The following is a 22,901-nucleotide window of genomic DNA, read 5'->3' as shown; positions in this document are numbered from 1 at the left end:
ATGTCCTCCGATCGTGTGATGTTTCGGGCGTCCGGCCCCTGATGTGGCGTCAGGGGGCCCGCAGGTCGACCAGTTCGGCCAGGGCCTCGCGGTGGGCGCCCGCGGTGCCGTAGGCGAGGGAGCCGGCCTTGGCCCGCTTCAGACACAGGTGCGCGGGGTGCTCCCAGGTCATCCCGATCCCGCCGTGCAGCTGGAGCGCCTCCTCGGCGGCGCGGACGGCGACGGGGGCGGCGTACGCCTGGGCAAGGGCCACCGTGATGTCGGTGTCCTCGCCGGTGGCCAGCGCGTCGGCGGCGGCGCGGGCGGCGGCCCGCAGGTTCACCACCTCCAGCCACAGCTGGGCGAGCCGGTGCTTGAGCGCCTGGAACCCGCCGACCGGCCGGTTGAACTGCTTGCGCTCCTTGAGATACCGCACCGTCTCAGTCAACGCCCAGTCGGCAAGGCCGAGTTGCTCGGAGGCGAGCAGCCCGGCGGCGGCCCGCAGGGCGCGTCGTACGGCGGGCTCGGCGTCGCCGACCCGGCGGCCGGGCGCCCCGTCGAGGGTGACGGTGGCGAGCGGCCGGGTGAGGTCGAGACAGACCTGGGGAGTGCAGGTGACGGCCTCGGCGGCCACGGCGTACAGACCGCCGTCGTCGGCCGGGACGAGCAGCACATCGGCGGCGGCCGCGTCCGCGATGCCGGTCAACTCGCCGTGCAGGACGCCGTTCTCGAGCCGTACGACCGGTACCGCGGCGCCCGGTCCGAGGTGCAGCCCGACGGCGAGGGCGGCGACGGTGCGCCCGGTCGCGAGCTTGCCCAGCAACTCCTCGTCGCCGCAGCCGAGCAGGGCCTCGGTGGCCACGACCGCGCTGGTGAGGTACGGCACCGGGGCGACCGCCCGGCCCAGCTCCTCCAGCACGACGGCGGCCTCGCGATGGGTGGCGCCCTGGCCGCCGAGCGCCTCGGGGATCAGCAGCCCGGCCAGGCCCATGCTCTGCGCGAGGGACGTCCACAGCCCGAGGTCGTGCGGGGCCGCCGACTCGGCGCGGGCGATGACCTCGGCCGCGGCGCAGTGGTCGGTGAGCAGGTCCCGTACGGCCGCCCGCAGCGCCTCTTCCTCCTCCGAGTACAGCAGGTCGGTCATCGGGCCAGGTCCTTCCAGGCGACGTCCTTGTCGGTGCGCGGCTCGGCGGGCAGCCCGAGGACGCGCTCGGCGACGATGTTCAGCAGGATCTCGCTGGTCCCGCCCTCGATGCTGTTGCCCTTGGCCCGCAGATAGCGGTATCCGGCGTCCCGGCCGGTGAAGTCCACCAGCTCCGGGCGGCGCATGGTCCAGTCCTCGTACAACAGGCCCTCCGCGCCCAGCAGTTCCACCTCCAGGCCGCTGATCTCCTGGTTGAGCCGGGCGAAGGCGAGCTTCATGCCGGCGCCCTCGGGTCCCGGCTGGCCGACGGTGAGCTGCTGGCGCAGGCGTTCGCCGGTGAGCCGGGCGACCTCGGCCTCCACCCAGAGCCTCAGCAGCCGCTGGTGCAGCTCGTGGGTGCGCAGCTCCGGGCGTTCCCGCCAGGTCTTCGCCACCGGGCCGATCATGCCGCCCTCGCGGGGCAGCCGCATACCGCCGATGGCGACCCGCTCGTTGTTGAGCGTGGTCTGGGCGACCCGCCAGCCCTCGCCGACCGCGCCGAGGCGGCGGCTGTCGGGGATGCGGACATCGGTGAGGAACACCTCGTTGAACTCGGCCTCACCGGTGATCTGCCGCAGCGGCCGCACCTCGACACCGGGGTCGGTCATGTCGCACACGAAGTAGGTGATGCCCTGGTGCTTGGGCACGTCCGGATCGGTGCGGGCGATCAGGATGGCCCAGCGGGCGAGATGGGCGCTGGAGGTCCATACCTTCTGCCCGTTGACCACCCAGTCGTCGCCCGCCCGGACGGCCCGGGTGCCGAGCGCGGCCAGGTCGGAGCCGGCGCCGGGCTCGCTGAACAGCTGGCACCAGACCTCCTCGCCCGTCCACAGGGGCCGCAGCAGCCGGCGCTTCTGCTCCTCGGTGCCGTACTGGAGGATCGTCGGGGCGGCCATGCCGAGGCCGATGCCGATCCGCCGGGGGTCGTTGTCGGGGGCGCCCGCCGCCTCCAGCTCGGCGTCCACGACGGCCTGGAGGGAGCGCGGCGCGCCGAGACCGCCCAGGCCCTTTGGGTAGTGCACCCAGGCGAGGCCCGCGTCGAAGCGGGCGCGCAGGAAGTCCAGCCGCGCCATCCGCCCGGGCGGGTGGGCGGCGAGGAACTCCCGGGTACGGTCGCGCAGTTCGCCCGCGTCGCTCACGCCGCCGCCTCCGTCGTCACGGCGATCCGGCCGGTGCTGCGGCCGTCCGCCACCTTCTGCACGGCCGCCGCGGCCCCGGCCAGCGGCACCCGCTCGCTCACCAGCGGCTTGATCGCGCCACGCGCGGCCAGCTCGGTCAGCTGCTCGTGGCAGTGCTGGACCAGCTTGGGGTTCTTCGTGTTGTACAGACCCCAATGGAGGCCCAGGACCGCGTAGTTCTTCACCAGCGCGTGGTTGAGCGCCGGGGTCGGGATGGTGCCGCTGGCGAAGCCCACGACCACGATCCGGCCCTCGAAGGCGACCAGCTTGGCGGACTGGGCGTACGCCTCGCCGCCGACGGGGTCGTAGATCACATCGGCGCCGCGCCCGCCGGTGGCCGCCTTCACGGTGGCGATGACGTCCTCGGCGCGCCGGTCCACGACCAGGTCGCAGCCCAGCTCCCGTGCGACGGCGGCCTTCTCCGCGCCGCCGACCACGCCGATCACGGTGGCGCCCGCCGCCTTGCCGAGCTGTACGGCCGCGCTGCCGACGCCGCCGGCCGCGGCATGCACCAGCAGGGTCTCGCCCGCTTCGAGCCGGGCCCGGCGGTGCAGCCCGAACCAGCCCGTCTGGTAGCCGATGTGCAGCGCGGCGGCCTCCGCGTCGTCCAGCGCCCCGGGCGCGGGCAGCAGGGCCGCGGCGTTTGCGAGGGCGTACTCGGCGAAGCCGCCGTGGGGCAGCGCGGGGGTGGCGAGCACCCGGCGGCCGTCCTCCGTCTCGCCGCAGATCTCCACGCCCGGCGTGAACGGCAGCGGCGGCCGCACCTGGTACTGCCCCCGGCACAACAGCGCGTCGGGGAAGTTCACATTGGCCGCCCGCACCCGCAGCAGCACCTGGCCGTCGCCCGGGACGGGCCGCCCGGTCTCGGTGAGGCGCATCACCTCGCTCGGCTCGCCGTTCTCGTGCACCTGCCATGCCTGCATACGGGGCCTCCACGCGACCGCATCGTCCGACCGGATCCGTCCGCATACTAAGCGGTCGCTTGCCCGTCAGGGAACACCCCCCGGAGGCTCATGCCCCTGAAGGCTCATGCGCGCGCCGCGGGGCGCGCCCGGACATGCATCCGCTCCCCCTGCGGCCCGAACAGGCTCAGAAACTCCACCGGGCCCTCCCCCGCCGAGCCGAACCAGTGCGGGACGCGGGTGTCGAACTCGGCCGCCTCGCCCGCCGCCAGCACCACATCGTGCTCGCCGAGCACCAGGCGCAGCCGCCCGGAGAGCACGTACAGCCATTCGTACCCCTCGTGGCTGCGCGGGTCCGGGTCCGGCTCCTCGGCGCGCTTGGGTTCGAGCACCTTGTACGCCTGGAGGCCGCCGGGCTGGCGGGTCAGCGGCCAGAACGTACGCCCGTGGCGCCGCACCGGTTCGGCGCGCACCCGGGGGTCGCCGACCGGTGGCGCGCCGACCAGTTCGTCCAGCGGGACCTGGTGGGCCTGGGCGATCGGCAGCAGCAGCTCCAGGCTGGGTCTGCGCAGCCCGGACTCCAGGCGGGAGAGCGTGCTCACGGAGATGCCGGTGACCTCGGAGAGCGCGGCCAGGGTCACCTCCCGCTCCCTGCGGATCCGGCGCAGGCGGGGGCCCACTTCGGTCAGGACGTCTTCGGTGCTCATACAGGCATTGCAGATTCGGCACGCCAGGTTGTCAATTCCGCACACCACAGGGCGCGCGCACGTGCGCCCCGAAGGGGCGCGGGGAACTGCGCGACCGGCCACGACGGACCCGCAGCGGACAACCAAGCCCAAGGCGATCGCGCCCGCACCGCGCGACCGGCGGAGCTCTGCGGCACTCTGAGGGCATGTTGCTCAGTCGGCTCGCGGAGGTCTCGGGGGAAGTGGCGGCGACCGCGGCCCGGTCGCGGAAGGTCGCGCTGCTCGCCGAGCTGTTCAGGGAGGCGGAGGCGGAGGACGTGCCGGTCGTCATCCCGTATCTCGCGGGGCGGCTGCCGCAGGGGCGGCTCGGGGTCGGCTGGAAGGTCCTGGGGCGGCCGGTGCCCGCGGCGGCCGAGCCCACGCTCACCGTCCGCGAGGTCGACGCGGCCCTCACCGAGCTGGGCCGGGTCTCCGGGGCCGGTTCCCAGGCCGAGCGGGCCGGGCGCGTCGGCGCGCTGATGGGCGCGGCCACCGAGGCCGAGCAGCGCTTCCTGCTCGGTCTGCTCACCGGCGAGGTCCGCCAGGGCGCGCTGGACGCCGTCGCGGTGGAGGGCCTCGCCCGGGCGACCGGGGCGGCGGCGGGGGACGTACGCCGGGCGGTGATGCTGTCCGGCTCGCTCCAGAGCGTCGCCCGGGCCCTGCTGGCCGAGGGGCCCGAGGCGCTCGACCGGTTCCGGCTCACCGTCGGCCGGCCCGTGCTGCCGATGCTGGCGCACAGCGCGGGCTCCGTCGCCGAGGCCGTTCAGAAGCTGGGCGCCTGCGCGGTGGAGGAGAAGCTGGACGGCATCCGGGTACAGGTGCACCGGGACGGCGACACGGTGCGCGTGCACACCCGCACCCTGGACGACATCACCGCCCGGCTGCCCGAAGTGACCGCCGCCGCGCTGGAGTTGACCGGCGACCGGTTCATCCTGGACGGCGAGGTGATCTCCTTCGACGCGGCCGGTCGGCCCCGGTCCTTCCAGGAGACGGCGGGCCGCGTCGGCTCCCGCACGGACGTGGCGCGGGCGGCCGCACAGGTCCCGGTCTCCCCCGTCTTCTTCGACGTCCTCGCGGCCGACGGCCGCGATCTGCTCGACCTGCCCTTCGCCGAGCGGCACGCGCACCTGGCCCGGCTGGTGCCCGAGCCGATGCGGGTCCGGCGCACGCTCGCCGAGGGCCCCGGGGACGTCCCGGCGGCGCAGCGCTTCCTCGCCGACACCCTGGCCCGCGGCCACGAGGGCGTGGTGGTGAAGTCGCTGGCCGCCCCCTACAGCGCGGGCCGCCGCGGCGCCGCCTGGCTCAAGGTCAAGCCGGTGCACACCCTCGACCTGGTGGTGCTGGCCGCCGAGTGGGGCCACGGCAGGCGCACCGGCAAGCTGTCCAACCTGCACCTCGGCGCCCGCACCGCCGACGGCGGCTTCGCGATGCTCGGCAAGACCTTCAAGGGCCTGACGGACGCGCTGCTCACCTGGCAGACCGAGCGTCTGCGGGGGCTCGCGGTCGAGGACGACGGCTGGACGGTCCGGGTGCGCCCCGAACTCGTCGTGGAGATCGCCTACGACGGCCTCCAGCGCTCCTCCCGCTACCCGGCCGGCGTCACCCTGCGCTTCGCCCGCGTGCTCCGCTACCGCGAGGACAAGAGCCCCGCCGAGGCCGATACCGTGGAGGCCCTGCTCGCCGCCCACCCGGAGGTCACACCGTGACGGTGCGTACGACGAAACGCAGCGCGGGGCTGCTGGTGTACCGGCACACCGGCGACGGCCTGGAGGTGCTGCTCGGCCATATGGGCGGCCCGCTGTGGGCGAAGAAGGAGGCCGGCGCCTGGACCGTCCCCAAGGGCGAGTACGAGTCCGACGAGTCCCCGTGGGCGGCGGCCCGGCGGGAGTTCCGGGAGGAGCTGGGATTCGCGCCGCCCGAGGGGAAGGCCGTACCGCTCGGCGAGGTCGTCCAGCGCAGCGGCAAGATCGTCACGGCCTGGGCGCTGCCCGGGGACCCGGACCTGACCGGCTTCAGTCCCGGCACCTTCACCATGGAGTGGCCCCCGCGCTCGGGGCGGCAGACGGAGTTCCCGGAGCTGGACCGGGTGGCCTGGCTCGGCCTCGCGAAGGCCCGCGAGGTGATCATCACCGCGCAGAGCGCGTTTCTCGACCGGCTGGCGGAGCACTCGGACTGAACAGGTGACCTGGCGTTGCGCCCCGGCGGGCCGCGCGCGAAGGTCGAAGCACAGCCCGCTCCCAGGGGAGGCCAGCCATGCCCATCGCGACGGTGAACCCCGCGAACGGCGAGACGCTCAAGACGTACGAGGCCATGGGCGAGGAGGAGCTGGAACGCCGGCTCCAGCTCGCCGAGGCCACGTTCCGCACGTACCGGACGACCCCGTTCGCCGAGCGCGCCCGGCTGCTGAACCGGGCCGCCGACCTGCTGGAGGAGGACCAGCGGGAGATCGGCAGGGTCATGACCACCGAGATGGGCAAGCCGGTCAAGCAGGCCCGCGCGGAGGCCGCCAAGTGCGCCAGGACCATGCGCTGGTACGCGGAGCACGCCGAGGCCCTGCTCGCCGACGAGGAGCCCGCCGAGGCCGACGTCCGCGACTCCGGGGCGGCCCGGGTACGGGTCCGCTACCGCCCGCTGGGCCCGGTGCTCGCGGTGATGCCCTGGAACTTCCCGCTCTGGCAGGTGATCCGGTTCGCCGCGCCCGCGCTGATGGCGGGCAATGTGGGCCTGCTCAAGCACGCCTCGAACGTGCCGCAGACCGCCCTGTACCTGGAGGACCTGTTCCACCGGGCGGGCTTCACCGAGGGCTGTTTCCAGACCCTGCTGGTCGGCTCCGCCGCGGTGGACGACCTCCTGCGCGACGAGCGGGTCAAGGCGGCCACCCTCACGGGCAGCGAACCCGCCGGGCGCGCGGTCGCCTCCACCGCCGGGGAGATGATCAAGAAGACGGTCCTGGAGCTGGGCGGCAGCGACCCGTTCGTGGTCATGCCCTCCGCCGACGTCGACCGGGCCGCCGAGGTGGCGGTGACCGCGCGGGTGCAGAACAACGGGCAGTCCTGCATCGCCGCCAAGCGGTTCATCGTGCACGCCGATGTCTACGACGCCTTCGCCGAGCGGTTCGTGGCGGGCATGAAGGCGCTCAAGGTCGGCGACCCGCTGGCGGAGGACACCGAGGTCGGGCCGCTCGCCAGCGATCAGGGCCGCACGGATCTGGAGGAGCTGGTCGACGACGCGAGGCGCAGCGGGGCCGAGGTGCTGTGCGGCGGCAGCCGTCCGGACGGGCCCGGCTGGTACTACCCGCCGACCGTGCTCGCCGGGATCACCCGCGAGATGCGCGTCCACCGCGAGGAGGCGTTCGGGCCGGTCGCCACGCTGTACCGGGCCGACGACCTGGACGAGGCGCTGCTCATCGCCAACGACTCCCCGTTCGGGCTGAGTTCGAACGTATGGACGCGCGAGGAGAGCGAAGTCGAGCGGTTCGCACGGGACCTGGAGGCCGGGGCGGTCTACGTCAACGGGATGACCGCCTCCCATCCGGCGTTCCCCTTCGGCGGTGTGAAGCGCTCGGGGTACGGGCGTGAGCTGTCCGGGCACGGAATGCGGGAGTTCTGCAACATCACCACGGTTTGGCAGAGTGCGTGAGGCGGGCGCGGCTACCATCTTCTTTTGTGAACCGCGAAGTGACTCTGCCTCTGATCGTCGACGACCGCGGGACCCTTCAGGTGGCCGCCGCCGATGTGAGCAAGTTGTTGCGGACCGTCGGCGGACGCTGGCTGCGGCTGGTCGAGACCGGGGAACAGAGGCTGGACGAGAACACGGTGGCCGAGCTGACGATCGAACTCGCCAAGCTGGCCGACCGTATCGACGTGGCCTGCATCGCGCACAGCAGCGGGGCGCCGTAAGCGTTCAGGGGGTCTCGGCGAGCCCGCTCCAGAACATCGCCTCGTACGTCTGGAGCAGGCTTCCGTAGGTATGGGCCAGGCCGGTGTCCAGCACTCCGGCGTCGAGCGCCGCCCGGACCGCCGCCGTCGCCCGCCTCTCCAGCTCCGGGGCGGGCTCGGCGAAGAAGTCGAAGAAGGCGCAGGCCGCGTCGCCGAAGCCGTAGTGCGCGCGCAGCCCGGTGGCGATGCGGGCGCAAAGACCGCCCCACGTCGCGAAGTTGGCCGTCAGGGCCACGACCACGTCCGCCGGGGAGGCGTTGAGGGCGAGCCAGGCGGCGTACGCGGGATAGGACTGGCAGCCGGCCCGGGGGACGTACGCACGCGCGCGTTCCGCGGTGACCCCGCACGCCTCGGCGAAGGCCGTGAGGTGCCCGGCGGCCAGTTCCTCCCCCGCCGCGAGCGTGCCGAAGAAGGCGGCGGACGCGGAGTCGGCGCGGGCGGCCAGGTGTTCGAAGGCGGTCCGGTCGGCGGGGATCACCCACCGCTGTTCCAGGGCCAGCGCGGCCAGGATCTCGACGGGCGCCTCGCCGCGTTCGACGAGCGGTACGACCCGGTTGGCCGCGGGGTCCGGGGCGAGGGCCTCGGCGGCCCTCCCCAGCAGGGCTTTCGCGTTAACGGTCGGCATGGATTTTTCCCTCGTCCGGCGTCGGAAGTCCTCCTTCGAGCCTGACACGGCATCCCCGGTTCGGAGTAACCCAGCGCGAGATCGTGGTCCTGACGGGTGACGGTGGGTGGAGCACCTCCTGAGGTGAACCACCTTCTGACCGGTGGGTGAAGGCCCGCCGGACACGCGGAAAGCAGGGACGGTTCATGGCGACTTTGTGCAGACCCTCGGTGTCGGTCCCGGAGCACGTGATCACGATGGAGGAGACGCTGGAGCTGGCGCGCTCCCGCCACGCGGACCACCCTCAACTGGCGCTGGCACTGAGGCTCATCGAGAACACCGGCGTGAAGACCCGGCACATCGTGCAGCCCATCGAGGAGACCCTCAAGCACCCCGGCTTCGAGGACCGCAACAAGCTCTACGAGCACGAGGCCAAGGCCCGGGTGCCCGCGGTGATCCAGCGGGCGCTGGACGACGCCGAGCTCCTGACCACCGACATCGACGTGATCATCTACGTGTCGTGCACGGGCTTCATGATGCCCTCGCTCACGGCCTGGCTGATCAACGAGATGGACTTCGACAGCACCACCCGCCAGCTCCCCATCGCCCAGCTGGGCTGCGCGGCCGGCGGTGCGGCGATCAACCGGGCGCACGACTTCTGCACGGCGTACCCGAACGCCAACGCGCTGATCGTGGCCTGCGAGTTCTGCTCGCTGTGCTACCAGCCCACCGACCTCGGCGTCGGCTCGCTGCTGTCCAACGGCCTGTTCGGTGACGGCATCGCCGCCGCCGTGGTGCGCGGACGCGGCGGCCGGGGCGTCAAGCTGGAGCGCAACGGCTCCTACCTGATCCCGAAGACCGAGGACTGGATCGCCTACGACGTCCGGGCCACCGGCTTCCACTTCCTGCTGGACAAGCGGGTGCCGACCACCATGGAGCCGCTCGCCCCGGCGCTCAAGGACCTGGCGGGCAACCACGGCTGGGACGCGACCGACCTGGACTTCTACATCATCCACGCCGGCGGCCCCCGCATCCTCGACGACCTCAGCAAGTTCCTGGAGGTCGAGCCGAACGCGTTCCGCTTCAGCCGCTCCACGCTCACCGAGTACGGCAACATAGCGAGCGCCGTCGTGCTGGACGCGCTGCGCCGGCTGTTCGACGAGGGCGGCGCCGAGGAGCGGGCGCGCGGACTGCTCGCCGGCTTCGGCCCCGGCATCACCGCCGAGATGACGGTCGGCCGCTGGAGCGACGGCGACGGGGGCGGGCGATGACGGAGACCGAGGAGGCGACGCTCGCCGAGGCCGTACCGCCGGTCCGTCACTGGCCGGCGCTCGACCTGACCGGAACCGACTTCGACCCGGTGCTCGCCGAGCTGATGCGCGAGGGCCCGGTCACCCGCATCCAGCTGCCCAACGGCGAGGGCTGGGCGTGGCTGGTCACCCGGCACGACGATGTGCGCATGGTGACCAACGACCCCCGCTTCGGCCGCGAGGCGGTCATGGACAAGCCGGTCACCCGGCTCGCCCCGCACTTCATCCCGGACCGCGGCGCGGTCGGCTTCCTGGACCCGCCCGACCACACGCGGCTGCGCCGCTCGGTCACCGCCGCCTTCACCGCCAGGGGCGTGGAGCGGGTGCGCGAGAAGGCGCGCGGCATGCTGGACGAGCAGATCGACCAGCTCCTGAGGGACGGCCCGCCGGCCGATCTGTCGGCGGCGATCCTCAGCCCGTTCCCGATCGCGGTGATCTGCGAGCTGATGGGTGTCCCGGCCGCCGACCGGCACGACATGCACGAGTGGACCCAGCTGATCCTGTCCTCCGCGCACGGCAAGGAGGTCAGCGAGCGGGCCAAGCGCGAGATGAGCGCGTACTTCTCCGGCCTCATCGGGGCACGCGGGGGCAGCACGGCCGAGGACGTCACCTCGCTGCTGGGCGCCGCCGTGAGCGCGGGCGAGGTCACCCTGGAGGAGGCCGTCGGGCTCGCCGTCCTCCTCCAGATCGGCGGCGAGGCGGTCACCAACAACAGCGGGCAGATGTTCTATCTGCTGCTGACCCGCCCCGAGCTGGCCGAACGGCTGCGCCGCGAACCGGAGATCCGCCCGAAGGCGATCGACGAGCTGCTGCGGTACATCCCGCACCGCAACGCGGTGGGCCTGTCCCGGATCGCCCTCGAGGACGTGGAGATCAGGGGCGTCCGCGTCCGCGCGGGCGACGCGGTCTACGTGTCGTACCTGGCCGCGAACCGCGACCCGGAGGTCTTCCCCGACCCGGAGGAGATCGACTTCTCCCGGTGTCCCAACCCGCATGTGTCGTTCGGCTTTGGCCCGCACTACTGCCCGGGCGGACAGCTCGCCCGGCTGGAGTCCGAGCTGCTGGTCGACGCGCTGCTGGACCGGATTCCGAATCTGCAGCTGGCCGTACCGGCCGAGGAGGTGCCCTTCAAGAAGGGTGCGCTGATCCGCGGCCCCGAGGCCCTGCCCGTGATGTGGTGATCCGGCGATGACGACGATCGAAGGGCTGACATCGGCATCGGTCGACGGGCTGCTCGTGCCGCCGGGCCAGGGCCGGGTGGTGGAGACGCCCGCACAGCGGGTCACGTTCAAGGTCACCGGCACGCACTCGCGGATGGCGTCCACCTTCGAGGTGGAGGTCCCGCCGGGATTCGACGTCGGCGCCCATGTGCACACCCGCAGCGAGGAGTTGTTCTACGTCCTGGAGGGCGAGCTGGACGTGCTCGCCTTCGAGCCCCGCGTCCGTACCCCCGACAACTGGAAGGGGTGGGAGTCGCGTTCGGGCAACCGGGTGGTCCGGGCGACGCCGGGCACGGTCATCGTCGTACCCCCGGGCTGTCCGCACGCGTTCGCGAACCCCACGGACACCCCCGCCAAGATGTTCTTCCAGGCGAGCCCGCCGCCCGACCACGAGCGCTATTTCGAGGAACTCCTCGAAATCCTCCGCGACGGCGGCCCGCCCGACCAGGAGGCGATAGAGGCGCTGCGCCTGAAGTACGACATCGAACAGCTCACCCCCTTGAAACACAGGTGAGTCGAGCACCCCGGAAGGGGCGCGGGGAACTGCGCGGTCAGCCACCGTCAACGGGCGGCCGAAATCGCGCAGTTCCCTTTTTCGGCGCTATCGGATCGGCATTCCGGAAAGCGTTCGCGCGATGACGAGCCGCTGAATTTCGCTCGTCCCCTCGAAAATCGTGTAGATGGCCGCGTCGCGGTGCATGCGTTCCACCGGGTATTCCCGGGTGTACCCGTTCCCGCCCAGGATCTGGATCGCCTGCGCGGTCACCTTCTTCGCGGTCTCGCTGGCGAACAGCTTCGACATCGAGCCCTCGGCGGCCGTGAACCGCTTGCCGCTGACGGCCATCCAGGACGCCCGCCACACCAGCAGCCGCGCCGCGTCGATCTGGGTGCGCATATCGGCGAGCTGGAACGCGACGCCCTGGTTGTCGATGATGGGCCGCCCGAACTGCTCCCGCGTCCGCGCGTATTCGAGCGCGACCTCGTAAGCGGCCCGGGCGGTGCCGACGGCCATCGCGCCCACCGCGGGCCGGGACGCCTCGAACGTGGCCATCGCCGCGTTCTTCACCCTCTCGCCGCCGGCCGCCTTCGCCCTCTCCCGGGCGCGGGCCAGCCGCTCGTCCAGCTTCTCCTTGCCGCCGAGCAGGCAGGAGCCGGGAACCCGCACGTCGTCGAGGACGACCTCGGCGGTGTGCGAGGCGCGGATGCCGTGCTTCTTGAACTTCTGGCCCTGCGCGAGACCCGGCGTGCCCGGCGGGACGATGAAGGAGGCGTGGCCCTTGGAACCCAGCTCGGGATCGACGCTGGCGACGACGACGTGGACGTTGGCGATGCCGCCGTTGGTCGCCCAGGTCTTGGTGCCGCTGATCACCCACTCGTCCTTGGCCTCGTCGTACACCGCACGGGTGCGCATGGAGGCCACGTCGGAGCCGGCGTCGGGCTCGGAGGAGCAGAACGCGGCGACCTTGACGTCGGTGGCGTCGCCGTACATCTGCGGGATCCAGGTGCCGATCTGCTCCTCGGTCCCGTTGGCGAGGACGCCCACCGCGGCAAGTCCGGTGCCCACGATGGACAGGGCTATCCCCGCGTCGCCCCAGAACAGCTCCTCCATGGCCATCGGAATGCCGAGGCCGGTGGGGTCGAAGTACTGCTGCGCGTAGAAGTCGAGGGAGTATATGCCGACCTTCGCGGCCTCCTGGATGACCGGCCAGGGGGTCTCCTCGCGCTCGTCCCACTCGGCGGCCGCGGGCCGGATCACATCGGCGGCGAAGCCATGGAGCCAGTCCCGGACTTCCTTCTGTTCGTCGTTCAGCTCCATGGTGAACTCGGCCATGTCCCCTCCAGCGGCGGTACGATGTGTTACTTCCGGTAACCGGAGTCTGTTACTGACGGGTAGGAAAAGTCAACCTGCACTGACTCCTCGGTATCCCGTTCGATGTCGGCGGCCAGGTCAGTGTTAGTTTGCGCAGGCGTCACCGAATCACCACGGGTGGGGAGAGCAGTCATGGACACCACACAGCGGACCGATCAGCAACGGTCCGCCGACCGCCGACGGCGCGAGCTGCTGGAGGCCGCCGACCGGGTGGTGCTCCGCGACGGCCCGCAGGCGTCGATGAACGCGATCGCCGCCGAGGCGGGGATCACCAAGCCCATCCTCTACCGCCACTTCGGCGACAAGGGCGGACTCTACGCCGCGCTCGCCAAGCGGCACACCGACGCCCTGCTGTCCTCCCTGCGGGCCGCGCTCGACGCCCCGGCGGCCCGGCGCGAGCGGGTGGAGTCCACGCTGGACACCTACCTCGCCGCCATCGAGGCCCGGCCCCAGGTCTACCGGTTCCTGATGCACCCCTCCGAGGGCAGCAGCGGCGCCGACCAGGGCTTCGACGTCGGCAAGCACAGCGCCCCCCTGCTGCGGCGGATGGGCGAGGACCTGGCCCAGGTCATCGAGGAGCGGGTGGACCTCGGCCCCGGCAGCCAGCAGCTGGCCCGGGTCTGGGGGCACGGGATCGTCGGCATGATGCACGCGGCCGGCGACTGGTGGCTCGGCGAACGCCCCTGCTCCCGCGCCGAGTTGGTGCGCTCGCTGGCCGACCTGCTGTGGGGGCGGCTCGCGGCCGCCGGGGACCGGGTGGGCGGCCCCGGGTTCTGAGCCGCCGCCTCCCGCCCGGAAAAGGGTCACCGGCTCCAGGCGGCCCGCCCGATCTGCCGCTCCAGCCGCCGCCCGCGCCACCCCGTCACACGGTCCGCGTACACCCGGCCCTCCAGGTGGTCGCACTCGTGCTGGAGGCAGCGCGCGAAGAAGCCCGTGCCCTGGACGGTGACGGGCTCGCCGGTGACCGTGAAACCCTCGACCACGGCATGGTCGTACCGCTCCGTGCCCGCCTCCAGACCCGGCAGGGACAGGCAGCCCTCGGGACCCCGCAGCACGATCCCGTCCGTCTCCACCAGGCGGGGGTTCACCACATGTCCGAGATGCCGGACATCGTCGTCGTCCGGGCAGTCGTAGACGAACACCCGCAGCGGCACCCCGATCTGATTCGCGGCCAGGCCCACCCCCTGGGCCGCGTACATCGTGGCGAACAGGTCCTGCACGAGTGCCGCGAGGCCGGGGCCGAAGTCGGTGACGTCCTCGCAGCGTTCGCGCAGGCAGGGGTCGCCGAGCAGGGTGAGGGGCCGGACGCGCCCGTGGACGCCCGGAATGGAACCGTGTCGCATGGCGGCAAGGGTACGGTTCGTTCAGCTCATGCCCGCCGCGATGGGCGCGGACCGGGATTCGGGTGTGCGAATGGATCTCGATAGGCTGAGGGTTCACACCACGTTGCCGGATGGCCCCAGGCGCGGCGCGTACGCAAGGAGGATCGAGAACTGATGGCAGGCAACTCGGACCCGCTCACGCCGCGGGCCAAGCTGGCCGTGACCGCGGGCAAGGCGGTCGCGGCGGCATCGCGGGCCGCAGGACGCGGCAGCGGGTCGGTGATCGGGGGCAAGATCGCGCTGCGGCTCGACCCCGACCTCCTGGCGCGGCTGGCCCAGAACCTGGACGTCATCCTGGTGTCCGCCACCAACGGCAAGACCACCACCACCCGGCTCATCGCGGAGGCGCTGCGCGCCGCGGGCCCGGTCGTGTCGAACGCGCTCGGCGCCAACATGCCGGCCGGCATCACCTCCGCCCTCGCGGGCGGCTCGGAGGCCAAGTTCGGCGTCATAGAGGTCGACGAGAAGTACCTGGCCGGAGTGGCCCGGGACACCGACCCGAAGTGCATCGCGCTGCTGAACCTCTCCCGCGACCAGCTCGACCGCGCCGCCGAGACCCGGATGCTCGCCGAGAACTGGCGCGAGGGCCTGGCCGGCTCCAAGGCGGTCGTCATCGCCAACTGCGACGACCCGCTCGTCGTATGGGCCGCCTCCTCGTCCCCGAACGTGGTCTGGGTCGCGGCCGGGCAGATGTGGAAGGACGACGCCTGGTCCTGCCCGTCCTGCGGTGGCGTGATGCAGCGCCCCGGCGACGACTGGTACTGCGGCGAGTGCGGCTTCCGCCGCCCCACGCCCACCTGGGCGCTGTCCGGGGACCACGTCCTCGACCCGCACGGCTCGGCCTGGCCGATCCACCTCCAGCTGCCGGGCCGCGCCAACAAGGCCAACGCGGCCAGCTCCGCGGCCGTCGCCGCCGTGTTCGGGGTGCCGCCGCAGGTCGCCCTGGAGCGGATGTACCAGGTACAGGCGGTGGCCGGCCGGTACGACGTGGTGCAGTTCCAGAACCGCGACCTTCGCCTGCTGCTGGCCAAGAACCCGGCCGGCTGGCTGGAGACCTTCTCGCTGATCGACCCGCCGCCCGCCCCGGTGATCCTGTCCGTGAACGCCCGCGGGGCCGACGGCACCGACACCTCCTGGCTGTGGGACGTCGACTACACCCGGCTCACCGGTCACCCGATCTTCGTGCTCGGTGACCGCAAGCTGGACCTCGCGGTGCGCCTGGAGGTCGCGAACCAGCACTTCCAGGTGTGCGAGAACCTCGAGCAGGCCGTGCAGCTGTGCCCGCCCGGCCGGATCGAGGTCATCGCGAACTACACCGCGTTCCAGGACCTGCGCCGCCGCGTCGGCAACTGATCTTCGAAGGGGATCAACCTCATGAGCGACAACCAACTGCGGCTGGTGTGGATCTACCCGGACCTGCTGAGCACCTACGGCGACCAGGGCAACGCCCTCGTCGTCGAGCGCCGGGCCCGGCAGCGCGGCCTGGACGTGGCCCGGCTCGACGTGCGCAGCGACCAGCCGATCCCGACCTCCGGCGACATCTACCTGATCGGCGGTGGCGAGGACCGCCCGCAGCGGCTCGCGGCCGAGCGGCTGCGCCGTGACGGGCACCTCCAGCGGGCGGTGCAGAACGGCGCCATCGTCTTCTCCGTGTGCGCCGGCTACCAGATCCTCGGCCACGAGTTCATCAACGACCTCGGCCAGCGCGAGCCGGGCCTCGGCCTGCTCGACGTGGTCTCGGTGCGCGGCGAGGGCGAGCGCTGCGTCGGCGATGTGCTCGGCGACATCGACCCGCAGCTCGGGCTGCCCCCGCTGACCGGCTTCGAGAACCACCAGGGCGTCACCCACCTCGGCCCGACCGCCCGCCCCTTCGCGCGGACCAAGATCGGCCGGGGCAACGGCACCGGGGACGGCACGGAGGGCGCGTACAACGGGACCGTCTTCGGCACGTACATGCACGGGCCGGTCCTCGCCCGCAACCCGCTGATCGCCGACCTGCTGCTGAAGCTGGCGCTCGACGTCAACGCGCTGCCGCCGATCGACGACCGCTGGTACGACGCCCTGCGCGAGGAGCGCATCGCGGCGGCGCAGCAGCCGGCGTAGGCACGGTCGCCCGGGAGCCCGGTGCTCGCACAGTCGTTCGCGTACGGCTGTGCGAGCACCGGGCTTCGGCGGTCTCGGCACCGGGCTGCGGTGGTCGCGGCACCGGCGTAAGCCTCGCGTCAGGGGCCTCTCAGCGGGTTCCGGCAGGCTCGTCGTGGGCCCGCCTGACGGCTCGTCCGCTCATCTGGGCGGGCGCGTCCAGCAGGCGGACGCCCACTGCGGAGCCACCCCCTCACGCCGGTAGGGTGGCCGGGAATCCGCCGGACACCGTGGTCCGGTCTCCCGGCCCACGTTCGAGAAGGTAATTCGGGCTATGCGCATTGGTGTCCTCACGTCCGGCGGCGACTGCCCCGGTCTGAACGCCGTCATCCGGTCCGTCGTGCACCGTGCGGTCGCCGACCACGGCGACGAGGTCATCGGTTTCCGGGACGGCTGGAAGGGCCTCCTGGAGTGCGACTCCGTGAAGCTCGACCTCGACGCCGTCGGCGGCATCCTGGCGCGCGGCGGCACCATCCTCGGCTCCTCCCGGGTCCGCCCCGAGCATCTGCGCGACGGCGTCGAGCGGGCCAGGGGGCATGTCGCGGAGCTGGGTCTGGACGCGATCATCCCGATCGGCGGCGAGGGCACCCTCAAGGCGGCCCGGCTGCTGTCGGACCATGGCCTGCCCATCGTGGGCGTGCCCAAGACGATCGACAATGACATCGCTGTCACCGATGTCACCTTCGGTTTCGACACCGCGGTGACCGTGGCGACCGAGGCCCTGGACCGGCTGAAGACCACGGCCGAGTCCCACCAGCGGGTGCTGATCGTGGAGGTCATGGGCCGGCACACCGGCTGGATCGCCCTGCACTCCGGCATGGCGGCCGGCGCCCACGCCGTCGTCGTACCGGAACGGCCCTTCGACATCGAGGAGTTGAGCCGCAAGGTCGGCGCGCGGTTCGCGGCGGGCAAGCGGTTCGCCATCGTGGTCGCCGCCGAGGGCGCCAAGCCCCGGGCCGGCTCCATGGAGTTCGACGAGGGCGGCAAGGACGTCTACGGCCACGAGCGCTTCGCCGGCATCGCCCGCCAGCTCTCCATCGAGCTGGAGCAGCGCCTCGGCAAGGAGGCCCGGCCGGTCATCCTCGGGCATGTGCAGCGCGGCGGCACGCCGACCGCCTATGACAGGGTGCTGGCCACCCGCTTCGGCTGGCACGCCGTGGAGGCGGTGCACCGGGGCGAGTTCGGGATGATGACGGCGCTGCGCGGCACCGACATCGTGATGGTGTCGCTGGCACAGGCCGTGGAGACGCTGAAGACGGTCCCGGTGGACCGGTACGACGAGGCGGAGTGCGTGCTGTAGTCCGGCCCTGAACTACCCGCCCCCGGTCATCGGCATGATCGGGGGCGGTCCTACTCTTATGGGCGGACAGAAACGCACAACCCCCATGAATCAGGAGCCGCCGCATGGGTCACATGGGACACATGGATCACAGCGGGCACGGCATGACGATGGATCTGCCGCCGTTCACACTGGGGCGGGGGCTCCAGTTCTCGGCCGAGCCCTTCTTCCTGATCACCTGCCTGCTCGGGCTCGGTCTGTACGCGTGGGGGGTCGTACGACTGCGCCGGCGCGGCGACGCCTGGCCGGTGTCCCGCACCGTCTCGTACGTGACCGGCGTGCTGACCATCATGCTGGTGATGTGCACCAGGCTGAACGACTACGGGATGGTCATGTTCAGCGTGCACATGGTGCAGCACATGATCATCAGCATGCTCTCCCCGATCCTGATCCTGCTCGGCGCCCCGGTCACCCTGGCGCTGCGCGCGCTGCCGACCGCGGGCCGGGGCCGCAAGGGGCCGCGCGAGCTGCTGCTGATGCTGCTGCACAGCCGGTACATGCGGGTCATCACCCACCCGCTGTTCACCATCCCGATGTTCATCGCGAGCCTGTACGTGCTCTACTTCACCCCGCTGTTCGACTTCCTGATGGGCTCGCGGACCGGGCACATCGCGATGATGGTGCACTTCCTCGCGGTCGGCGTCGTCTTCTTCTGGCCGATCATCGGCGTGGACCCGGGCCCGCACCGGCCGGGCCATCTGATGCGGATGCTGGAGCTGTTCGCGGGCATGCCGTTCCACGCGTTCTTCGGCATCGCGCTGATGATGGCGTCGACGCCGATGGTGAACACCTTCCTGCACCCGCCCGCCTCCCTCGGCGTCGACCCGCTGTCCGACCAGAACAGCGCCGGCGGCATCGCCTGGGCGTTCAGCGAGGTCCCGTCCGTGCTGGTGCTGATCGCGCTGCTGTTCCAGTGGTACGGCTCCGAGCAGCGCCACGCCAAGCGCAAGGACCGGCAGGCGGACCGGGACGGCGACAAGGAGCTGGCGGACTACAACGCGTACCTGGCGTCCCTGAACGCGCGCCAGGGCTGAGCCACCCCGCGCCCCGGACGCCGGGCCGGGGGTATCCCCTACGGGCGGCCGCCGGGGCACCATGGTCGGACGGACCGGGAGTCGGACGGTCCGGGAGGAGGGTCCCGCGATGACCGGTTCCACCGATAACTCCACGCACGGTTTTGCGCACGGCTCCCCGCGCGGCCCCGCCCAGGGCTCCATCAGGACGATGGGCGCGCTCACGGCCGGCAGCCTCGTCGCCGTGACCGCCTACACCGTCGCGCTCGGCGGCGACGGCTGGCTGTGGTTCGGCTGGGTGGTGCTGGGGCTGCTGACCCTCGCCATGGCCGTCACCCAGTCGTAGCCGCCCCCGGCGTCCCGGACGCTCCCGGCTGATTACATTGCCCGCATGAGCAGCAGGACCGCGTCCTTCGACGAACTCGACCGCAAGATCATCACCGCCCTGATGGCGAACGCCAGGACCAGCTTCGCCGAGATAGGCGCGGCGATCGGGCTGTCCGCGACGGCGGTCAAGCGGCGCGTGGACCGGCTGCGCGAGACCGGGGTGATCACCGGGTTCACGGCGACCGTGGAGCCCTCGGCGCTCGGCTGGCGCACGGAGGCGTACGTCGAGGTCTACTGCGAGGGCGCGGCCCCGCCCCGGCGGCTCGCGGAGGTCGTCCGCAACCACCCGGAGATCACCGCGGCCATGACGGTGACCGGCGGCGCGGACGCGCTGCTGCATGTGCGGGCGCGGGACGTGGACCACTTCGAGGAGGTGCTGGAGCGGATCCGCACGGTGCCCTTCATCCGGAAGACGATCAGCGTGATGGTGCTCTCCCACCTCATCCCCGACAGTCCGGAGGCGGGTGCCACCCAGGCGGCCCCCGAATGACGCGGAGACGACCTTCGGGGGTGATCGGGAGTATGCGCAGCAGGGCTGCGTGATCGAGTCGGACAACGCAGCGATGTTGCAGGTCCACGCAGCTTTTTGCGCTTGTCGTGCGTCCTCGTTCCTTCCTACCGTGGAGTCACCCGACAGTGACAGACGGAAACCGGAGGGAACCCTCTGTGTCCGAAAGCCGTGCATCGCGCCCCCGGCGCTTCCTCGTCTGTGAACCCAGACATTTCGCGGTGCAGTACGCGATCAACCCCTGGATGAACCCCGACCGGCCGGTTGACGTGGATCTGGCGCGCGAGCAGTGGCAGGAGCTGATCCGTGCCTACCGCGCCCACGGCCATACCGTCGACGCCGTCGAGCCGGTCCCGGGCCTGCCCGACATGGTGTTCGCGGCCAACGCGGCCTGTGTGGTCGGCGGCCGGGTCTTCGGCTCGCTCTTCCACGCGCCGGAGCGGCGCCCCGAGTCGCTGCACTACGACACCTGGTTCAAGGCGGCGGGCTACACCGTGTACCGCCCCGAAGCGGTGTCCGAGGGCGAGGGCGACCTGGTGTGGACGGGCCGGTACGTACTGGCCGGCACCGGGTTCCGCACCACCCGGGAGGCGCATCGCGAGGCACAGGAGTTCCTGGGGCACCCGGTGATCGGCCTGACGCTGGTGGACCCGTACTTCTACCATCTGGACACGGCGCTGTTCGTGCTGGACGACGCCAATGTCTGCTACTACCCGGAGGCGTTCTCGCCGGGCAGCCGCGAGGTGCTGCGGCGCCTGTTCCCGGACGCGGTGGAGGCCACCCGCGAGGACGCGACGAGCTGGGGCCTGAACTCGGTGTCGGACGGCCGGCACGTGTTCATCGCACCCCAGGCGGAGGCGCTGTCCGGGCGCCTCGCCGACCACGGTTACGTCCCCGTCCCCGTCGACCTGTCGGAGTTCCACAAGGCCGGCGGTGGCATCAAGTGCTGCACCCAGGAGATCCGCTGATGACCGCACCCGCGCGCGCCCGTACGTCCGACGACCTGATCCGTGCGGAGGAGCCGGTCCTGGCGCACAACTACCACCCGCTCCCGGTGGTCGTGGCACGGGCCGAGGGCACCTGGGTGGAGGACGTCGAGGGCCGCCGCTACCTGGACATGCTCTCCGGGTATTCGGCACTCAATTTCGGCCATCGCCACCCGGCCCTGGTCGAGGCCGCCCACCGGCAGCTGGACCAGCTCACCCTCACCTCCCGGGCGTTCCACAACGACCGGCTCGCCGAGTTCGCCGAGCGCCTCGCCGCGCTGACCGGCCTGGACATGGTGCTGCCGATGAACACCGGCGCGGAGGCGGTGGAGAGCGGCGTCAAGGTGGCCCGCAAGTGGGCCTACGACGTCAAGGGCGTCCCCGCCGACCGGGCCACGATCGTGGTCGCGGCGGACAACTTCCACGGCCGTACGACGACGATCGTCAGCTTCTCCACCGACGAGACGGCACGGGCGGGATTCGGCCCGTTCACGCCGGGCTTCAAGGTCGTCCCGTACAACGACCTGGCCGCGCTGGAGGAGGCCGTCGACGAGAACACGGCGGCGGTGCTGATCGAGCCCATCCAGGGCGAGGCCGGGGTGGTCATCCCGGACGACGGCTATCTGACGGGCGTGCGCGAGCTGACCCGGCGCAAGGGCTGCCTGTTCATCGCGGACGAGATCCAGTCGGGCCTCGGGCGTACGGGCCGTACGCTCGCCGTCGACCACGAGGACGTGGTGCCGGACGTGTTGCTGCTCGGCAAGGCGCTCGGCGGCGGCATCGTGCCGGTGTCGGCGGTGGTGGCGCGGCGCGAGGTGCTGGGTGTGCTGCACCCGGGCGAGCACGGCTCGACGTTCGGCGGCAACCCGCTCGCGGCGGCGGTCGGCATCGCGGTGCTCGAACTGCTGGAGACCGGCGAGTTCCAGCGGCGCGCCGCCGAGCTGGGCGTGATCCTGCGGGACGGGCTGACCGAGCTGGTCGGCAAGGGCGTGCTGGGCTTCCGCGCCCGGGGTCTGTGGGCGGGTGTCGACATCGACCCGGCGATCGGCACCGGGCGCGAGATCAGTGAGCGCCTGATGCGGGAGGGCATCCTGGCGAAGGACACCCATGGCTCCACGATCCGCCTCGCGCCGCCGCTGACGATCACGGCGGAGGAACTGCGCTCCGCCCTCGGGACGCTGGAGCGGGTGCTGGGCTAGGGGGGCGGCGGGGGGGCCGCCCGAGGGGCCGGTTGCCGGGGGCCGGCTCCTCGGGGGCAGGGGGGTAGGGGGCGGTGGGGGCCGCCCCAGGGGCTGGTTTCCGGAGGCCGGCTCCCCGGGGGCAGGGGGTTGAAGGCAGAGGGTTGAAGGCAGGGCGCAGGTCCGGGGGAAGGGCGGGGGCCGCCCCCTGGAGCTGGTTGCCGGAGGCCAGCCCCTCAGGGGCCCTGAGGGGCTGGGTACGGGGAGGCATCCAAGGGTTCTCCATCCATGGGTGGAGAGCTCTCCATCGACCCGTGGGTGCTGGTGAGCGGTGGGCTGCCGGGCGCAGCCTTGAGGCATGAACTCGCTGCGCCCGGCGCTCGTCGCCCTCACCGGTGTCTGCTTTCTGGTCTTCGCCGCCGCCTGGCTGCTCGGTGCCGCCTACTTCGGCATCAGACACCACGGCGGCGTCCGCGACTGGCTCCGCGCGTCACGCGCCTCCGCGTCACGCCGGCTCTTACTGATCGCGGGGGTGGCCCTGTTCCTCGTGGTGGTCCGGCACACCCGGGGCTTCTGGGAGCACCTCCAGTTCTGGCGCCCCGAGCCGGCCGTGCTCGGCGCCCTGCTCGCCCTCGTCTCCACCGCCCTGCTGCTGTGGGCCCGCTGGGTCCTGGGCACCATGTGGGACAGCGTCCCCTCCCTCCGGGAGAACCATGAACTGCGCACGGACGGCCCCTACCGACTGGTCCGCCACCCCATCTACACCGGCGTCCTCGGCCTGGTCACCGGCTCGATGCTGGCCGGCGGCTTCGGCGTCTGGACCGCGTTCCTGGCCGCCGCGATCCCCTGGCTGCTGCGCCGGGTCCGCGCCGAGGACGCCCTGATGGCGGGCGAGTTCGGCGCCGCCTACGACGCCTACCGCTCCCGGGTCCCGGCCCTCATACCCCGGCTGCGCCCCGCCCGCCCGCATCCGCGCGGCACCGGTGGCGGCGGCCGCTCCTAGCACGGTCGATCGCGTCAAGCTCTCCGGTCCGGTTGCCCCCGGGGACAAGTAGCA

Annotated in this window: 24 protein-coding genes; 17 read left to right on the top strand and 7 right to left on the bottom strand. The window is 72.1% G+C overall.

The features are described from left to right. Positions 1-49: 49 nt before the first annotated feature. From GHR20_RS30750 to GHR20_RS30735, 4 genes are all read right to left on the bottom strand, one after another. Positions 50-1,123: an acyl-CoA dehydrogenase family protein gene (locus GHR20_RS30750; protein ID WP_153814998.1), complete on the bottom strand. Its 1,074-nt coding sequence runs from the start codon at positions 1,121-1,123 to the stop codon at positions 50-52. Further along, positions 1,120-2,301 carry an acyl-CoA dehydrogenase family protein gene (locus tag GHR20_RS30745; protein WP_148026817.1) on the bottom strand — a complete coding sequence of 394 codons (1,182 nt, stop codon included), beginning with the start codon at positions 2,299-2,301 and terminating at the stop codon, positions 1,120-1,122. The genes GHR20_RS30750 and GHR20_RS30745 overlap by 4 nt, the downstream gene beginning before the upstream one ends. Beyond that, on the bottom strand, positions 2,298-3,263 hold the full coding sequence (locus tag GHR20_RS30740) for an NADPH:quinone oxidoreductase family protein (protein ID WP_111585452.1): 966 nt from the start codon (positions 3,261-3,263) through the stop codon (positions 2,298-2,300). The genes GHR20_RS30745 and GHR20_RS30740 overlap by 4 nt, the downstream gene beginning before the upstream one ends. A 104-nt stretch (positions 3,264-3,367) precedes the next feature. After that, a complete protein-coding gene (locus tag GHR20_RS30735; RefSeq protein ID WP_153814997.1) occupies positions 3,368-3,949 on the bottom strand; it encodes an XRE family transcriptional regulator in 582 nt (193 codons plus the stop codon). A gap of 185 nt (positions 3,950-4,134) precedes the next feature. Here GHR20_RS30735 and GHR20_RS30730 point away from each other — a divergent pair, with 185 nt between their 5' ends. From GHR20_RS30730 to GHR20_RS30715, 4 genes are all read left to right on the top strand, one after another. Beyond that, on the top strand, positions 4,135-5,673 hold the full coding sequence (locus tag GHR20_RS30730) for an ATP-dependent DNA ligase (RefSeq protein ID WP_153814996.1): 1,539 nt from the start codon (positions 4,135-4,137) through the stop codon (positions 5,671-5,673). After that, complete coding sequence (locus tag GHR20_RS30725) at positions 5,670-6,143, top strand: NUDIX domain-containing protein (RefSeq protein WP_153814995.1); 474 nt, start codon at positions 5,670-5,672, stop codon at positions 6,141-6,143. The genes GHR20_RS30730 and GHR20_RS30725 overlap by 4 nt, the downstream gene beginning before the upstream one ends. A gap of 77 nt (positions 6,144-6,220) precedes the next feature. After that, positions 6,221-7,606, top strand: a complete 1,386-nt coding sequence (locus GHR20_RS30720) for an NADP-dependent succinic semialdehyde dehydrogenase (RefSeq protein ID WP_153814994.1) — start codon at positions 6,221-6,223, stop codon at positions 7,604-7,606. A 26-nt stretch (positions 7,607-7,632) separates the two neighbouring features. Next, positions 7,633-7,866 carry a DUF6213 family protein gene (locus tag GHR20_RS30715; protein ID WP_111585448.1) on the top strand — a complete coding sequence of 78 codons (234 nt, stop codon included), beginning with the start codon at positions 7,633-7,635 and terminating at the stop codon, positions 7,864-7,866. Positions 7,867-7,870: 4 nt separating this feature from the next. On the opposite strand, the gene GHR20_RS30710 is transcribed toward GHR20_RS30715, so the two are convergent. Further along, positions 7,871-8,530: a transcriptional regulator gene (locus GHR20_RS30710; RefSeq protein WP_153814993.1), complete on the bottom strand. Its 660-nt coding sequence runs from the start codon at positions 8,528-8,530 to the stop codon at positions 7,871-7,873. Between the two features lie 185 nt (positions 8,531-8,715). Between GHR20_RS30710 and GHR20_RS30705 the strand changes: the two genes are divergently transcribed. The 3 genes from GHR20_RS30705 to GHR20_RS30695 are packed head-to-tail and all read left to right on the top strand — an operon-like array spanning position 8,716 to position 11,553. Further along, a complete protein-coding gene (locus GHR20_RS30705) occupies positions 8,716-9,780 on the top strand; it encodes a type III polyketide synthase (RefSeq protein ID WP_111585446.1) in 1,065 nt (354 codons plus the stop codon). Further along, the gene (locus tag GHR20_RS30700) at positions 9,777-11,000 is read left to right on the top strand and encodes a cytochrome P450 (protein WP_111585445.1); all 1,224 of its coding nucleotides are present in this window, start codon (positions 9,777-9,779) and stop codon (positions 10,998-11,000) included. Before GHR20_RS30705 ends, GHR20_RS30700 begins: the two co-directional genes overlap by 4 nt. A 7-nt stretch (positions 11,001-11,007) precedes the next feature. Next, on the top strand, positions 11,008-11,553 hold the full coding sequence (locus GHR20_RS30695) for a cupin domain-containing protein (protein ID WP_161215160.1): 546 nt from the start codon (positions 11,008-11,010) through the stop codon (positions 11,551-11,553). Between the two features lie 87 nt (positions 11,554-11,640). Here the strand turns inward: GHR20_RS30695 and GHR20_RS30690 are convergent, their stop codons facing one another. Next, positions 11,641-12,870: an acyl-CoA dehydrogenase family protein gene (locus tag GHR20_RS30690; protein ID WP_111585444.1), complete on the bottom strand. Its 1,230-nt coding sequence runs from the start codon at positions 12,868-12,870 to the stop codon at positions 11,641-11,643. A 171-nt stretch (positions 12,871-13,041) separates the two neighbouring features. Here GHR20_RS30690 and GHR20_RS30685 point away from each other — a divergent pair, with 171 nt between their 5' ends. Further along, positions 13,042-13,686, top strand: a complete 645-nt coding sequence (locus GHR20_RS30685; RefSeq protein WP_153814992.1) for a TetR family transcriptional regulator — start codon at positions 13,042-13,044, stop codon at positions 13,684-13,686. A gap of 26 nt (positions 13,687-13,712) precedes the next feature. Here GHR20_RS30685 and def read toward each other — a convergent pair whose 3' ends face one another. Beyond that, a complete protein-coding gene (def, locus tag GHR20_RS30680; RefSeq protein ID WP_153814991.1) occupies positions 13,713-14,252 on the bottom strand; it encodes a peptide deformylase in 540 nt (179 codons plus the stop codon). A 153-nt stretch (positions 14,253-14,405) separates the two neighbouring features. Between def and GHR20_RS30675 the strand changes: the two genes are divergently transcribed. The 9 genes from GHR20_RS30675 to GHR20_RS30635 all read left to right on the top strand — a co-directional run bounded on the left by GHR20_RS30675 (position 14,406) and on the right by GHR20_RS30635 (position 22,847). Further along, complete coding sequence (locus tag GHR20_RS30675; RefSeq protein WP_111585441.1) at positions 14,406-15,644, top strand: MurT ligase domain-containing protein; 1,239 nt, start codon at positions 14,406-14,408, stop codon at positions 15,642-15,644. A 21-nt stretch (positions 15,645-15,665) separates the two neighbouring features. Then, positions 15,666-16,394 (top strand): glutamine amidotransferase, encoded by a 729-nt coding sequence (locus GHR20_RS30670; RefSeq protein WP_037658850.1) that lies wholly within the window; start codon positions 15,666-15,668, stop codon positions 16,392-16,394. Between the two features lie 313 nt (positions 16,395-16,707). Beyond that, on the top strand, positions 16,708-17,733 hold the full coding sequence (locus tag GHR20_RS30665) for a 6-phosphofructokinase (RefSeq protein WP_111585440.1): 1,026 nt from the start codon (positions 16,708-16,710) through the stop codon (positions 17,731-17,733). Between the two features lie 122 nt (positions 17,734-17,855). Beyond that, positions 17,856-18,806 carry a cytochrome c oxidase assembly protein gene (locus tag GHR20_RS30660; RefSeq protein ID WP_111585439.1) on the top strand — a complete coding sequence of 317 codons (951 nt, stop codon included), beginning with the start codon at positions 17,856-17,858 and terminating at the stop codon, positions 18,804-18,806. Positions 18,807-18,915: 109 nt separating this feature from the next. Next, entirely contained in the window at positions 18,916-19,131 is a 216-nt protein-coding gene (locus GHR20_RS30655) for a hypothetical protein (protein ID WP_181516549.1), read from the top strand. 45 nt (positions 19,132-19,176) lie between these two features. Further along, positions 19,177-19,662, top strand: a complete 486-nt coding sequence (locus GHR20_RS30650) for an Lrp/AsnC family transcriptional regulator (protein WP_111585437.1) — start codon at positions 19,177-19,179, stop codon at positions 19,660-19,662. 176 nt (positions 19,663-19,838) lie between these two features. Beyond that, entirely contained in the window at positions 19,839-20,648 is an 810-nt protein-coding gene (gene ddaH, locus GHR20_RS30645) for a dimethylargininase (RefSeq protein ID WP_153814990.1), read from the top strand. Then, the gene (gene rocD, locus GHR20_RS30640; RefSeq protein ID WP_148026826.1) at positions 20,648-21,865 is read left to right on the top strand and encodes an ornithine--oxo-acid transaminase; all 1,218 of its coding nucleotides are present in this window, start codon (positions 20,648-20,650) and stop codon (positions 21,863-21,865) included. Before ddaH ends, rocD begins: the two co-directional genes overlap by 1 nt. 337 nt (positions 21,866-22,202) lie before the next feature. Continuing rightward, positions 22,203-22,847 carry an isoprenylcysteine carboxylmethyltransferase family protein gene (locus GHR20_RS30635; protein WP_153814989.1) on the top strand — a complete coding sequence of 215 codons (645 nt, stop codon included), beginning with the start codon at positions 22,203-22,205 and terminating at the stop codon, positions 22,845-22,847. The last annotated feature ends 54 nt before the right edge of the window (positions 22,848-22,901 follow it).

Origin of the sequence: Streptomyces sp. SUK 48, assembly GCF_009650765.1 — a bacterium.
GTDB lineage: Bacteria > Actinomycetota > Actinomycetes > Streptomycetales > Streptomycetaceae > Streptomyces.
Note: the sequence above shows the minus strand (reverse complement) of the source record. Positions and strands in the feature narration are given on the sequence as shown.